This is a genomic window from Pseudomonas sp. MWU16-30322, from assembly GCF_020515535.1.
GTDB lineage: Bacteria > Pseudomonadota > Gammaproteobacteria > Pseudomonadales > Pseudomonadaceae > Aquipseudomonas > Aquipseudomonas fluorescens_H.
In genome coordinates, this window is the sequence record NZ_JAIWYL010000011.1 from 182,635 (window position 1) to 196,895 (window position 14,261).

General features: G+C 60.6%; 10 protein-coding genes. 6 read left to right on the top strand and 4 right to left on the bottom strand.

Annotated elements, in window-relative coordinates; all coding sequences use genetic code 11:
• Window positions 1-367 precede the first annotated feature (367 nt).
• The 5 genes from LCH64_RS22745 (at window position 368) to LCH64_RS22765 (ending at window position 6,850) form a co-directional block, all read left to right on the top strand.
• A complete protein-coding gene (locus LCH64_RS22745) occupies window positions 368-1,615 on the top strand; it encodes a TolC family protein (RefSeq protein ID WP_226501316.1) in 1,248 nt (415 codons plus the stop codon).
• Between the two features lie 47 nt (window positions 1,616-1,662).
• A complete protein-coding gene (locus LCH64_RS22750; RefSeq protein WP_226501317.1) occupies window positions 1,663-2,856 on the top strand; it encodes an efflux RND transporter periplasmic adaptor subunit in 1,194 nt (397 codons plus the stop codon).
• A 15-nt stretch (window positions 2,857-2,871) separates the two neighbouring features.
• On the top strand, window positions 2,872-6,021 hold the full coding sequence (locus LCH64_RS22755; RefSeq protein WP_226501318.1) for a CusA/CzcA family heavy metal efflux RND transporter: 3,150 nt from the start codon (window positions 2,872-2,874) through the stop codon (window positions 6,019-6,021).
• 212 nt (window positions 6,022-6,233) lie between these two features.
• Window positions 6,234-6,437: a co-regulatory protein PtrA N-terminal domain-containing protein gene (locus LCH64_RS22760; RefSeq protein WP_003223774.1), complete on the top strand. Its 204-nt coding sequence runs from the start codon at window positions 6,234-6,236 to the stop codon at window positions 6,435-6,437.
• A gap of 80 nt (window positions 6,438-6,517) precedes the next feature.
• The gene (locus LCH64_RS22765) at window positions 6,518-6,850 is read left to right on the top strand and encodes a DUF2790 domain-containing protein (protein WP_003223776.1); all 333 of its coding nucleotides are present in this window, start codon (window positions 6,518-6,520) and stop codon (window positions 6,848-6,850) included.
• 118 nt (window positions 6,851-6,968) lie between these two features.
• On the opposite strand, the gene LCH64_RS22770 is transcribed toward LCH64_RS22765, so the two are convergent.
• Window positions 6,969-8,153 carry an acyltransferase gene (locus tag LCH64_RS22770; protein WP_226501319.1) on the bottom strand — a complete coding sequence of 395 codons (1,185 nt, stop codon included), beginning with the start codon at window positions 8,151-8,153 and terminating at the stop codon, window positions 6,969-6,971.
• A 179-nt stretch (window positions 8,154-8,332) separates the two neighbouring features.
• Window positions 8,333-9,658, bottom strand: coding sequence for an OprD family porin (locus LCH64_RS22775; protein ID WP_226501320.1), 1,326 nt, complete (start codon window positions 9,656-9,658; stop codon window positions 8,333-8,335).
• A 918-nt stretch (window positions 9,659-10,576) separates the two neighbouring features.
• Here LCH64_RS22775 and LCH64_RS22780 point away from each other — a divergent pair.
• On the top strand, window positions 10,577-11,041 hold the full coding sequence (locus LCH64_RS22780) for a GNAT family N-acetyltransferase (RefSeq protein WP_226501321.1): 465 nt from the start codon (window positions 10,577-10,579) through the stop codon (window positions 11,039-11,041).
• A gap of 190 nt (window positions 11,042-11,231) precedes the next feature.
• On the opposite strand, the gene nuoN is transcribed toward LCH64_RS22780, so the two are convergent.
• Together nuoN and nuoM are read right to left on the bottom strand one after the other, a co-directional pair.
• Complete coding sequence (gene nuoN / locus LCH64_RS22785; protein ID WP_103486072.1) at window positions 11,232-12,695, bottom strand: NADH-quinone oxidoreductase subunit NuoN; 1,464 nt, start codon at window positions 12,693-12,695, stop codon at window positions 11,232-11,234.
• Window positions 12,696-12,702: 7 nt separating this feature from the next.
• Window positions 12,703-14,235: an NADH-quinone oxidoreductase subunit M gene (gene nuoM, locus LCH64_RS22790; RefSeq protein ID WP_003223785.1), complete on the bottom strand. Its 1,533-nt coding sequence runs from the start codon at window positions 14,233-14,235 to the stop codon at window positions 12,703-12,705.
• Window positions 14,236-14,261 lie beyond the last annotated feature (26 nt).

Consider the following 14,261-nt stretch of genomic DNA (forward strand, 5'->3'; position numbering starts at 1 on the left):
GGGAAAATTATGGTTTTTGTAAGTTCTTCCGGACGCAGTTCAATAACTGAATGACGAACACGGTAAAGGCTGTAGTCGCTACAGGGTCAATCTCGGAGGCCTTTAAAACGGCTATCCGCGACAGCCTGTCGCAGCTTGAATGCGCCAGCAGACATGTATTGCATTCAGGCAAGTGCTGTTCGGCAGATAACTACCGAGTATTTGTTTCCATGTATTACGGCAAAGCCGTTTGCACTTCGCATCCTAGAACAAAACAACTTTGCCAAACCGTGGATAACGGATTTGTAATGTTTCAGTCACCTTGTCGATAAGTTCAAAACCCTAACGTGGCGGCATCGAAAAATCCCGTATTAAAGGAAGTCCTCCATTGCCCGGTTTAATCGAACTGACGGCGCGATCACGCCTGAACAAAACCGCCAGCGGCCTCTTGTTGTTGGCGTGTAGCAGCCTGACCAGCGCATCGACCCTGACGCTGGATCAGGCGCTGCAAAGTGCCTTCGCCGGCAACCCCGATCTCGCCGCCGCGCAGTGGGAAATCGGCATAGCCGAGGGCGACCGCCAACAGGCTGGGCTGATCCCCAATCCCGAGGTGTCGTGGGAAGCCGAAGACACCCGACGCGACTCGCGCACTACCACGGTGATGCTCAGCCAGTCGATCGAACTGGGCGGCAAACGCGGTGCGCGCATCGATGTCGCCAGCCGTGCGCAGGACGCCGCCGGTATCGAACTGGAGCGCAAACGCAATGCCTTGCGCGCCGATGTGATCCAGGCGTTCAACAGCGCGCAAACCGCGCAGCAACGCTTGCAGCTGTCGCGCCAGTCACTGCAACTGGCCGAGCACGGTGTGCGCGTTGCTCAAGGGCGGATCGAGGCCGGCAAATCGTCGCCGGTCGAAGGCACGCGAGCGCAGGTGCAGCTCTCGGAAGTGCGCCTGGAGGTCAGCCGCGCCGAGCGCGATCAGGCCAACGCCTATCAGCAACTGGCGCAAGTCATGGGCGCACCGTTGCCGACTTCGACCAATGTGCAAGCCGCGACGCAAAACCTCGCCACGCTGCCGCCGCCCAGTCGTTTGCTCGAGCGTCTGAACCAGACCGCCGAGCTGCGTCTGGCGAAACTGCAGATTGATCAACGCGAAGCATCGTTGGGCCTGGAAAAGTCGCAGCGCATTCCCGACCTGACCGTGAGCATTGGCAGCCAGTACAGCGAAACCGAGCGTGAGCGGGTCAACGTGGTCGGGCTGTCGATGCCGATTCCGCTGTTCAACCGCAATCAGGGCAACGTGCTCGCCGCGGCACGGCGCACCGATCAGGCGCGGGATCTGCGCAACGCCACCGAGCTGCGCTTGCGCACCGAAGTCCAGACCAGCCTTGAGCAATGGCAGACCGCCAATGGCGAAGTCAACGCGTTCAACCAGAGCATCCTGCCCGCCGCACAAAGTGCAGTGGACAGCGCCACCCGTGGTTTCGAAATGGGCAAATTCGGCTTCCTCGATGTGCTCGACGCCCATCGCACCCTGATTGCCGCGCGCAGCCAATACATCCAGGCCGTCAGCGAGGCGACCGACGCCCGCGTGCGCCTCGAACGGATCTTCGGCGACCTCAGCGTCAGCCCTTGAATTTCATTTTCAGACAACTGCGCGAAGCACGGCGCAGAGGAGTTTCCATGGATAAAAAACTGATGGTGGTCGCGATGGCGACCTTGGCGTTGGGCATTGGCCTCGGTTCGATGTGGCCAGCCAATTCAAATATCGACGCGCATGCCGATGACGCCTCCGAACACGCCGATCACGCCGAGGAGGGCGCGGCCGCCGAAGGCGAACATGCCGACGAAGGCCACATCGAATTGAGTACCGAGCAGATCGCGGCGGCAGGCATTCAACTGGCCGAGGCGCGGGCGCAGAGCATCAGTCTCGGCCTGTCGTTCCCCGGCGAAGTGCGCTTCGACGAGGACCGCACGGCGCACGTCGTGCCGCGTGTGCCGGGGGTGGTCGAGTCGGTGGCGGTCAACCTCGGGCAAGCGGTGAAGAAGGGCCAGTTGCTGGCAGTGATCGCCAGTCAGCAGATATCCGATCAGCGCAGCGAGCAGGCCGCCGCGCAACGTCGCTTGGCGTTGGCGCGCACCACCTACGAACGCGAGAAAAAGCTCTGGCAGGACAAGATCTCCGCCGAACAGGATTTCCTCCAGGCGAAGCAAGCGTTGGAAGAGGCGGAAATCGCCATGAACAACGCCCGGCAGAAAATCAGTGTGCTCAGCGGCAGCGTGGTCGCTACCGGCGGCAATCGCTACGAACTGCGCGCACCGTTCGACGGAGTGGTGGTGGAAAAACACCTGACACCGGGCGAGGTGGTCGATGAAACCACGGCCGCGTTTACCCTTTCGGACTTGTCCCGGGTGTGGGTCACGTTCGGCGTCTCGCCCAAGGATCTGACCAGGGTGCAGGTGGGTAAACCGGTGACCGTCAGCGCGCCGGAATTGGACGCGCAAGTCACCGGCAGCGTGGCTTACGTCGGCAGTCTGCTCGGCGAACAAACCCGCACCGCGACCGTGCGCGTCACCTTGGAAAACCCGCAGGGCTCGTGGCGCCCCGGGCTGTTCGTCAGCGCGCGGGTGGCGACCGACAGCCGCGAAGCGCAAGTCGCCGTGCCGGAAACCGCGATCCAGACCGTCGAGGACAAACCCACGGTGTTCGTGCGCACCGCTGACGGTTTCAAGGCGCAGGCCGTCGAGCTGGGCAGCCGCGCAGCCGGCCACGTGGAAGTCACCCAAGGGCTGGAAGCAGGCGTGCAAGTCGCCAGCGTCGGCAGCTTTGTCCTCAAGTCGGAGCTGGGCAAAGCCTCAGCCGAGCACAGCCATTAATCCTGGAAGGTCCTCATGTTCGAACGCCTGATCCAGTTTGCCATCGAGCAGCGCATCATCGTATTGCTCGCCGTTCTGCTCATGGCCGGCCTCGGCATCGCCAGTTATCAAAAGCTGCCGATCGACGCCGTGCCCGACATCACCAATGTCCAGGTGCAGATCAACACCGGTGCCGCCGGGTTCTCGCCGCTGGAGACCGAGCAGCGCATTACTTTCCCGATTGAAACCGCGATGGCCGGGTTGCCGGCGCTGGAGCAGACCCGTTCGCTGTCGCGCTCGGGCCTGTCGCAAGTGACGGTGATCTTCAAGGACGGCACCGACCTGTTCTTCGCTCGCCAACTGGTCAACGAGCGTCTGCAGATCGCCAGGGAGCAATTGCCTGAAGGCGCGGAAGCAGTGATGGGGCCAATCTCTACCGGCCTCGGTGAGATCTTTTTATGGACGGTGGAAGCCCAGGAGGGCGCGCTGAAGGAAGACGGCAGCGCCTACACGCCGACCGATCTGCGAGTGATTCAGGACTGGATCATCAAGCCGCAATTGCGCAACGTGCCGGGTGTCGCCGAGATCAACACCATCGGCGGGTTTGCCAAGGAATACCAGATCGCGCCGGACCCGAAACGCCTCGCCGCGTACAAGCTCACGCTCACCGATCTGATCACCGCGCTGGAGCGTAACAACGCCAACGTCGGCGCCGGGTACATCGAGCGCAGCGGCGAGCAATTGCTGATTCGCGCACCGGGGCAGGTGGCGAGTACCGAAGACATCGCCAACATCGTCATGGCCAACGTCGACGGCACGCCGATCCGGGTGAAGAACGTCGCCAGCGTGGAAATCGGCCGCGAATTGCGCAGCGGTGCGGCCACCGAAAATGGCCGCGAAGTGGTGCTGGGCACGGTGTTCATGTTGATCGGCGAGAACAGCCGCACCGTCTCGCAAGCGGTGGCCAGCAAGCTGGAACAGATCAACAAATCCTTGCCCAAAGGCGTGATCGCCGTGCCGGTGTATGACCGCACGCACCTGGTCGACAAAGCCATCGCCACGGTGAAAAAGAACCTGATCGAAGGCGCGATTCTGGTGATCGCGATTCTGTTCCTGTTCCTCGGCAACATCCGCGCCGCGTTGATCACCGCGATGGTGATTCCGCTGTCGATGCTGTTCACCTTCACCGGGATGTTCAGCAACAAGGTCAGCGCCAACCTGATGAGCCTCGGTGCGCTGGACTTCGGGATCATCGTCGACGGTGCGGTGGTGATCGTCGAAAACACCCTGCGCCGCCTGGCCCACGCGCAGCAGCATCACGGCCGCTTGCTGACCCGTGCCGAGCGTTTCAAGGAAGTCTTTGCGGCAGCGAAAGAGGCGCGGCGACCGCTGATTTTCGGCCAGTTGATCATCATGGTGGTGTATCTGCCGATCTTCGCGTTGAGCGGCGTCGAAGGGAAAATGTTCCACCCGATGGCGTTCACCGTGGTCATCGCGCTGCTCGGTGCGATGCTGCTGTCGGTGACCTTTGTGCCGGCAGCGATTGCGCTGTTCGTCACCGGCAAGGTCAAGGAAGAGGAGGGTGCGGTGATGCGCGGCGCCCGTCGTATTTATGCGCCGGCGCTGGCCTGGGTCATGGCGCATCGCGCGGTGGCCGTGGGCGCGGCGTTGGCGGTGATCGTGCTCAGCGGCGTGCTCACCAGCCGCATGGGCAGCGAGTTTGTGCCGAGCCTCAGTGAGGGGGATTTCGCCCTGCAAGCGCTGCGCGTGCCGGGCACCAGCCTGACGCAATCGGTGGACATGCAGCAGCGTCTGGAGACCTTGATTCTCAACAAAGTGCCGGAGGTTGAACGGGTGTTCGCCCGCACCGGTACGGCGGAAATCGCTTCCGACCCGATGCCGCCGAACATCTCCGACAGCTACGTGATGCTCAAGCCCAAGGACCAATGGCCAGACCCGAAAAAGTCCCGCGAAACCCTGATGGCCGAGTTGCAACAAGCCGCCGCGACGTTGCCGGGCAGCAACTATGAGCTGTCGCAGCCGATCCAGTTGCGCTTCAACGAACTGATCTCCGGCGTGCGCAGCGATGTCGCGGTCAAGGTGTTCGGCGATGACATGGACGTGCTCAACGCTACGGCGGCGAAGATCGCGGCGGCGATGCAGAAGGTCAACGGCGCCTCTGAAGTGAAGGTCGAGCAGACCACCGGGCTGCCGGTGCTGACCATCAATATCGATCGCGACAAGGCGGCGCGTTATGGCCTCAACGTTGGCGATGTGCAGGACACCATCGCCGTCGCAGTGGGGGGACGGCAGGCTGGCACTTTGTACGAGGGTGATCGGCGCTTCGACATGGTGGTGCGCTTGTCCGACGCGATGCGCAAGGACATCGACGGCTTGTCGGCGCTGCTGATTCCGGTGCCGGCGCTGAGTGGTGCGGCGAACCAGATCGGTTTTATCGCCCTGAAGGACGTCGCCAGCCTCGATCTGGTGCTCGGGCCAAACCAGGTCAGTCGCGAGAACGGCAAGCGTCTGGTGATCGTCAGCGCCAACGTGCGCGGGCGGGATATCGGCTCGTTCGTCAGCGACGCGGGTGCGCTGATCGAGCGCGAGGTGCAGGTGCCGGCCGGTTACTGGACTAGCTGGGGCGGGCAGTTCGAGCAACTGCAATCGGCGGCCAAGCGCTTGCAGATCGTGGTGCCGGTGGCGTTGCTGCTGGTGTTCGGGTTGCTGTTCATGATGTTCAACAATTTGAAGGACGGCTTGCTGGTGTTTACCGGGATTCCGTTTGCCTTGACCGGCGGGGTGATGGCGCTGTGGCTGCGGGATATTCCGTTGTCGATTTCCGCTGGCGTGGGGTTTATCGCGTTGTCCGGGGTGGCGGTGCTCAACGGTTTGGTGATGATCGCGTTCATTCGCAATTTGCGCGAGGAAGGGCGCTCACTGACGGACGCAATCAACGTCGGCGCGCTGACGCGCTTGCGGCCGGTGTTGATGACCGCACTGGTGGCGTCGCTGGGGTTTATTCCGATGGCGCTGGCGACCGGCACCGGCGCCGAGGTGCAGCGGCCACTGGCAACCGTGGTGATCGGCGGAATTCTGTCCTCAACGATCCTCACGTTGCTGATCTTGCCCGCGCTGTACCAGATCGCCCATCGCCGGGATGAGGACACCGTACCGTCTGAGTAGGTGATCTCCAGTGGGAGCGGGCTTGCTCGCGAAGAGGCCGTGTCAGTCGACATCAATGTTGGATGACACACCGCTTTCGCGAGCAAGCCCGCTCCCACATGGGTTCCGTGCACTGATCCGGCAGATAACGGATATGTAATTCCCCCGCCACCGTCACGAAAGGTTCACCTTGTTACCTTGATCCCGTCAGTTACTTAAACGAGGAATCAACCATGAAATTCGCCCAACTGAGTGCCTTCGCAACCGCCCTGATGCTGTCGTCACTGGCTATGGCCGAAGGCGGTGGTGACCGCACCTTCGACCGGATGATGACCGCCAACGACCGCGCCGTGGAGCTGTTCGTGGCCAAGGAAAAAGCCGCTGCCAACCCGGTGGTGGTCAATGAAAAGAACGACCAGAAAACTCAGGATCTTTAACGCTGCCTGAACCTGCGCAAGCCCGTCATCGCGCATCGATGCCGGGCTTTTTTTCGGGCCTGGAAGGGAAGGAAATGAAGATGAAAATGCTTAAGTCGATCGTGTTCGCCAGCGTCATGGCGATGTCCGTGAATGCATTGGCCGAGGGCGGCGGTGATCGCACCTTCGAGCGCGCGTTCAGCGCCAACGCCAAAGCCATGGAGCAATACGCGGCTGAGCGCGGCAAAGCGGCGCCGGTGGTCAAGGAATACGAATACGGCATGCAGCTCGACGTGGTGAAAATCGTCAGCGTGGTGAAGCCGCAGCCTGCCTGCTCGGTGGTCCCTACCGCTATGACCTACGAAGATTCGCAAGGGCAACTCAACACCCTCAGATACAGCGTGGCCGGCGTGTGCCGCAACAGTGGTGGCTAACCAACACCTGATCCCCGGAGCTGCATTTAAAAGTTGTGTGGGAAAAGCAGAACCTTCCCACAATGTTTTCAGATTGTCCTTCGGACGTCAGCTCTCTAGCCTTTGTGTTCAAGGAGGGTTACTTGGTTGGCAAGGGCTCGACGTCGACAGTGGCCGGGAGCGGAGACGCTTCCTGGTTCAACTTGCGTCGGGCAATCTCGGCGCCGCGCAGACGCAGAGGGGTTTCGATAAAGCGGTAGTTGAGTTCGCTCAGCAGCACCAGCAGACCCACCGACGTCAGTAACAGCTCAAGGGTGAAACGCCCATCCAGCGGCACGCCTTGGTTGGCGGCAACACGCGTCCAGATCTCTGTACTCAGGTGGTTGGTGAACACGTGGATCACGTAGAGCCCATACGACCGTGAGCCAAGCCACTGCATGAGACCGCGCATGAACGCCGGGCAGTAGATGTAGCCTTTCTGATAACTCGCCAGCCAGACAATCAATACCGCGACCATCGCGACGATGCCGACAGCAATGGGCATGGCAATCAGCTGGATGGCGACAGAACCCAGCATGTACAGCAGGAACAGCGTGCAAAGCAGCGGTTTGATCGTCCCCTGACCCAGCCCGACCGGTTCTATCTGCCGATAGAGGCGGGTACGGGTGAACAGGCACAAGAGAATTCCCCAGAGCATTGCATCCAGACGGAAGTGCGTGAGGATGCTTGTGGGTTGGCCGTAGGGGTTTCGATCAATACCGAACTGCAACGCAATCAGTGCGAACAGGGCAATGATCCGCCAACGCGGGGCCGTGACAAACAGCAGAAAAAAAGGAAACACGAAGTAAAACTGCTCTTCGAGCGCCAGGCTCCAGTATTGAGGGCTAGGGCCCAGCAGCGAGTTGTAATGCATCGCCAGATTGCCGCTGAAGGTCGCGACGGCGGTGAAACTGCGCAGATTGTCGTACCACGAACCAAAGGCGTTCGATTGGTTGAAAACAATGGAAAACAACAGCGGAATCAGTATCCAGAGCCATGCTGTGGGCAGCAGGCGATAGGCGCGGCGCAGCCAGAAACAGGCCGTTGCCAGACCGAACTGACCTTGGGCGCGCTGTTGGTCGAAATGGTCCAGATAGGCCTTGCTGACCACGAAACCGGAAATGCAGAAGAACAGGTCGACACCGGTCCAGGGCATGAAAATCGAGAATATTCTCAGCAGCGTATCGGTATGGAACGGCAGCATCATGGTGACATGGCACAAGAAGGTCATGGCCACAGCAGCCCCTCGCAAGTACTCGATTTCCAGGTTCTTACGGCTACTCATCGGTCCCTCGTTATTCTTGTTGGTCAGCGCAGGCGAAGATGGCAGGTGGCTTGCGGTTCGGTCAAGAAAACGATGATTTTTCCCAGGGCAAAAAAAGGCGCCCCGAAGGACGCCAAAAGATTCACCTCTGACCAAAGGAGCAAGGAGCTTCTAAAGGTGAATTTGCATCAGCCGCGCAATCAAAGAATCGCCAGCGGATACTCGACAATCACCCGCACTTCATCCAGATCCGACTCGAACGCCGTGGCGCGGGTGGTGGCCTGGCGCAAACGCAGCGACAGGTCTTTCATCGAACCGCTCTGCACCACGTATTTGACTTCGACATCGCGCTCCCAGCGCTTCTGGTCGGTCAGCGGATTGCCTTCGGCATCGCGGCGCATGTACACGGCGTTGGCGTTGGAATAGTCGGCGTCGGTGCCGCGTGCGTAACGGGTCATGAACGACAGACCGGGTACGCCGTAAGGGCTCATGTCGAGGTCGTAGCGCACCATCCACGAACGTTCCTTCGGCGAGTTGAAGTCGCTGTACTGGATCGAGTTATCGAGGAAGATCGAGTCGGACTGGCGCAGGTAATCGAAATCATCGTTGCCGTTGTTGCGCTGGTGGGAGAGGGCGACGGAGTGCGCGCCGAGTTTCACCCCGACGCGGCCGCTCCAGATGTTGTTGTCGAATTGGCCGAGCAGTTGCTTGCCTTCGTCGACCGCCTTGTAATAGTTCAGGCCGCCGAACAGCGACAGGTCGTCCGCCAGCGGATAGGTCCAGGCGGTGCCGGCGTAATACTGATTCCAGGCATCCTTGAGGCGACTGGAGTACAGGCTGAAAGTGAGGTTCTTGTTCAGCACGTAGTCGCCCCCGCCATAAGCGATCCATGGCGAATTGACCGGGCCGGCGTAGAACGTGGCGAAATTTTCGCGCATGTCGCTGGACACCGGTTGGCTCATCGCATGCAGGCGACCGCCCTGAATCGACAGACCGTCGATACTGGTGTTGGACGCCGTCACACCGCGAAAGCTTTCCGGCAGCAGGCGCGAATCACCTGCGGCCACCACCGGGTTGGCCGGGAACACATCACCGACCTTGACCACGGTATCGAAGGCCCGCACTTTGGCGGCGCCACCGATCTTGGTGTATTCATCCCGCGCCTGGCCGTCACTGTTGACCGGCAGCACATCGAACGAACTGCGCCCGCCGTTGCGGCCGTCACCGGTGTCGAGTTTCAAGCCGAGCATGGCAAATGCATCGACACCGACCCCGACGGTGCCTTGGGTAAAACCGGATTCGAACTTGCTGACCACCGCATGCGCCCAGGCTTCGGAATAACCGTTGCCGGTGGGGCTGGACTGGCCGTCGCGATGATCACGATTGAAGTAGAAGTTGCGGTTGAGCACCGTCAGGCTGCTGCCTTCGACAAAGCCTTCGGGCTTGTCTTCTGCAAACACCATGGACGGCCCGGAGCCGACCACCACCGCTAAAGCGGCCATCGACATTTTTGTATTGTTAACCATCAAACACTCCTTGGGTTCGGCAGAACGGGAACGTGCGTCGGCGTGGTTTTATTGTTCGACGGGCAAAGGCCCGCCGGCATTGGTCGCCGGGTCACATCGTTGCAAGCTGCGGATAACGCCAAGGTGATGGGGGAATTACAATTTCGTCATGTGGTTATATGGATTGAACGCCACATAAACCTGTGGGAGCGAGCCTGCTCGCGAAAGCGGAGTGTCAGGCACTGAAGATATTGAATGTGCCGACGCCTTCGCGGGCAAGCCACGCTCCCACGGTAATCGGGGTGCCATAAGGGCTGTGAACGACACGTAACCTGTGGGAGCGGGCTTGCTCGCGAAAGCGGAGTGTCAGGCACTGAAGATATTGAATGTGCCGACGCCTTCGCGGGCAAGCCACGCTCCCACGGTAATCGGGGTGCCATAAGGGCTGTGAACGCCACGCAAACCTGTGGGAGCGGGCTTGCTCGCGAAAGCGGAGTGTCAGTCAATGAAGATATTGAATGTGCCGACGCCTTCGCGGGCAAGCCACGCTCCCACGGTAATCGGGGTTGCCATAAGGGCTGTGAACGACACGTAACCTGTGGGAGCGGGCTTGCTCGCGAAAGCGGAGTGTCAGTCAATGAAGATATTGAAGGTGCCGACGCCTTCGCGGGCAAGCCACGCTCCCACGGTAATCGGGGTTGCCATAAGGGCTGTGAACGACACGTAACCTGTGGGAGCGGGCTTGCTCGCGAAAGCGGAGTGTCGGGCAATGAAGATATTGAAGGTGCCGACGCCTTCGCGGGCGAGCCACACTCCCACAATGATCCGGGTTTGCCACGGCATCTGTGGAAATGTGGACTGATTGATCCACATTTGTGCAGAAATGGCTGTTACCTTCGCAGGTTCATTCCCGTCCGTACATACCTCATGGAGAGAGAAATGTTCGATATCAGAAGAGCTACCCCGGACGATGCGCGGATCGCGTTCGACATTCGGCGCCTGGCCATCCGGCACCAATGCATCGGTGCCTACAGCCAGCAGCAAATGCTCGACTGGACCAAAGGGGCGGCCGAAGACGGCTACGACACGCTGATGGAAAAACACTTTTATCTGGGCTGCATTCAGGGTGAGGCTGTAGCGACCGGCATGCTCGATCTGGATTTCCGTGAAATCGGTGCGATCTTCATTCGCCCGGATTTCATGCAGCGTGGGCTGGGCAAGCGTGTTCTGTTCTTTCTTGAAGATCTGGCGCGGAATCTCGGGCTGACCGAGGTGTGTCTGGACGCGAAGTTGAATGCGGTCGACTTTTACCGGCGCTGCGGTTACATCGGGGAGGGGAGTGCAATTTATCAATCGCCTTCTGGTCTGCAACTGGCCTGCGTGCCAATGGTGAAGAAACTGTGATGCCATTGTGGCGAGGGAGCTTGCTCCCGCTGGACTGCGTAGCAGGCCCCGCTTCTCAGCTGAACAGCGGGGCCGCTTCGCGTCCCAGCGGGAGCAAGCTCCCTCGCCACAGGTAATTTGTTGCTACATAGAATCCGTAAAACAAAAACGGCACCCGAAGGTGCCGTTTCCGTTTCCAGCCAGCCGAATATCAGCCCGCCAGACCCGCCTGCTGAACCAGGGTCAGCAATGGTTGCGGGTACACACCCAGGAAGAACGCGACCAGGGCGATGGCCAGCAGCATTACGCCGCCTGCCTTCTGTTCCCAGTGCAGCTGGGCGTCGTGGCGGCGCAGGTTCGGTTCGATCAGGTACAGGGTGACCATCACGCGCAGGTAGTAGAACACGCCGATGGCGCTGCCCAGTACCAGCGAACCGACCAGCCACCATTGGTGCGACTCGACGCCGGTAGCGATGATGTAGAACTTGCCGATGAAGCCGGCAGTCAGCGGGATACCGGCCAGGGACAGCATCATCACGGTCAGAACGGCGGTCAGGTACGGACGGCGCCAGAACAGGCCGCGGTACTCGTACAGCGCGTCGGCGTCACGGCCGTTGTACGGCGACGACATCAGGGTGATCACGCCGAACGCGCCGAGGCTGGTGATCACGTAGGTGACCAGGTACACGCCGATGGCTTCCACCGCCAGACCCTTGCTCGCCACCAGGGCAATCAGCAGGTAGCCGAAGTGCGCAATGGACGAGTAACCGAGCAGACGCTTGAGGTTGCTCTGGGTCAGGGCCAGCAGGTTACCGAACAGGATCGAGGCGATGGCGATCACGCTCAGCACGTCGCTCAGCACGCCACTGCTCGCGGCAGGGGAGATCTGGAACAGACGCACCATCACCGCGAACACGGCAACCTTCGACGCGGTGGCGAGGAACGCGGCGACTGGTGCCGGAGCACCTTCGTAGACGTCCGGGGTCCACAGGTGGAACGGTACCAGCGACAGCTTGAATGCCAGACCGATCAGCATCATGCCCAGACCCAACTGCGCCAGTGAGCTCGGCAGGTTGGTGGTGGCCAGGGCCTGACCGATACCGTTGAAGCTCAGGGTGCCGGCGTCAGCGTAGAGCAGGGCCATACCGAACAACAGGAACGCGGAACCGGCCGCGGACAGCACCATGTACTTGATGCCGGCTTCCAGCGAACGCTTGTTGAAGAAGGCATAAGCCACCAGACCGTAGACCGGTACCGACAGCAGTTCCAGACCGATGAACAGGCCGGCCAGGTGCTGCGCGCTGACCAGAACCAGGCCACCGGCGGCGGCCATCAGGATCAGCAGGTACAGTTCTTCACGGTTGCCCGGGTAACCCGAACCGCCATCGCCGAGGTAGGCGTGGGCGAGGGTCACACAGGCGAGGGTGGCGACCAGGATCAGCGCCATGTACAGGCAGGCGAAGGTGTCGACTTGCAGCAGTGGCGTCACGGCCAGAGGCGCGACTTTCAGGGCTGGCAGGATCGACAGCAAGGCCAGGTTCAGACCGGCGACCGAGATCAGGAAGGTCTGCGAGTGGTTGCGGCGCCAGGCGATTGCCAGCATCACCACGATAATGGTGAGGCTGGTGATCAACAGTGGCGCAAGCGCAATAAAGTGTTGAATCGTGAATTCCATAGCGCTCTTACCGGGCCGAAGCGAGTTGAGTGAAGGCGGTGCCGAGCCACTGCTGCACGCCATGCATCGTGGCGGCGGAAGTGTCGAGGAACGGTTGCGGGTAAACGCCGAGGTAAATCAGCAGCACCGCAAGGCCCAGCACCATGATCAGTTCGCGACCGTCCATGCCGTGCAGGATCGAATCCGATTTCGACGGACCGAAGTAGGCACGGTGGATCATGATCAGCGAGTAGACCGAACCGAACACCAGACCGGAGGTGGCAATCGCCGTGATCCATGGCGCACTGGCGAACGTACCGATCAGGATCAGGAACTCGCCGACGAAGTTACCGGTACCCGGCAGACCCAGCGAGGCGGCGGCAAAGAACAGGCTGATCGCCGGCAGGTAAGCGATACGCGACCACAGACCGCCCATCTCACGCATGTCACGGGTGTGCAGACGCTCGTACAGCTGACCGCTGAGGATAAACAGTGCCGCGGCCGACAGACCGTGCGCGAGCATCTGGATCACTGCACCTTGCAGTGCCAGTTGGCTGCCGGAGTAGATGCCGATCAGTACGAAGCCCATGTGGGAAACGGACGAGAAGGCGATCAGACGCTTGATGTCGGTTTGCGCGAATGCCAGGAACGCACCGTAGAAGATCCCGATCAGACCGAGGGTCATGGCGATCGGCGCGAACTCGGCCGAAGCGTTCGGGAACAGCGGCAGGGCGAAACGCAGCAGACCGTAGGCAGCGGTTTTCAGCAGGATACCGGCGAGGTCGACGGAACCGGCAGTCGGCGCCTGGGCGTGGGCATCAGGCAGCCAGGAGTGGAACGGCACCACGGGCAGCTTGACCGCGAAGGCGATGAAGAAGCCGAGCATCAGGATGTACTCGGTGGTCATCGACATCTTGGTCTTCAACAGGTCGGCGTAGTTGAAGGTAATCACGCCAGTGTTGTTGAAGTTGACCAGCACCAGACCGAGGATCGCCACCAGCATGATCAGGCCGGAAGCCTGAGTGAAGATGAAGAACTTGGTCGCCGCGTAGATCCGGGTTTTCTTGCCGTCCGAAGAACTGTGACCCCAGAGCGCGATGAGGAAGTACATCGGCACCAGCATCATTTCCCAGAAGAAGAAGAACATGAACAGGTCGAGGGCGAGGAACACGCCGACCACGCCGCCCAGGATCCACATCAGGTTCAGGTGGAAGAAGCCAACGTGACGTTGAATCTCTTTCCACGAGCAGAGTACCGAGAGGATACCCAGCAGACCGGTCAGCAGGATCATCAACAGCGACAGGCCGTCGAGGGCCAGGTGCACGTTGATGCCGAAGCGCTGGATCCAGACGTGCTTGAACTCAAGCGCCCAGGTCGGATCGGCGCCAGGCGCCGGAGCAAATGAATAGTCACCGTGGGCCCACAGCCAGAGGCCGAGGGCGAGTTCCAGGGTCATGGTCAACAGCGCAATCCAGCGGGGGAGGGTAGCGCCGAAGCGCTCACCCATCCAGCACAGCAGGCCGCCGATGAAGGGGATCAGGATTAGCCAAGGCAGAATCATGACGGGCTCGTTTCCTTTCGCAAATT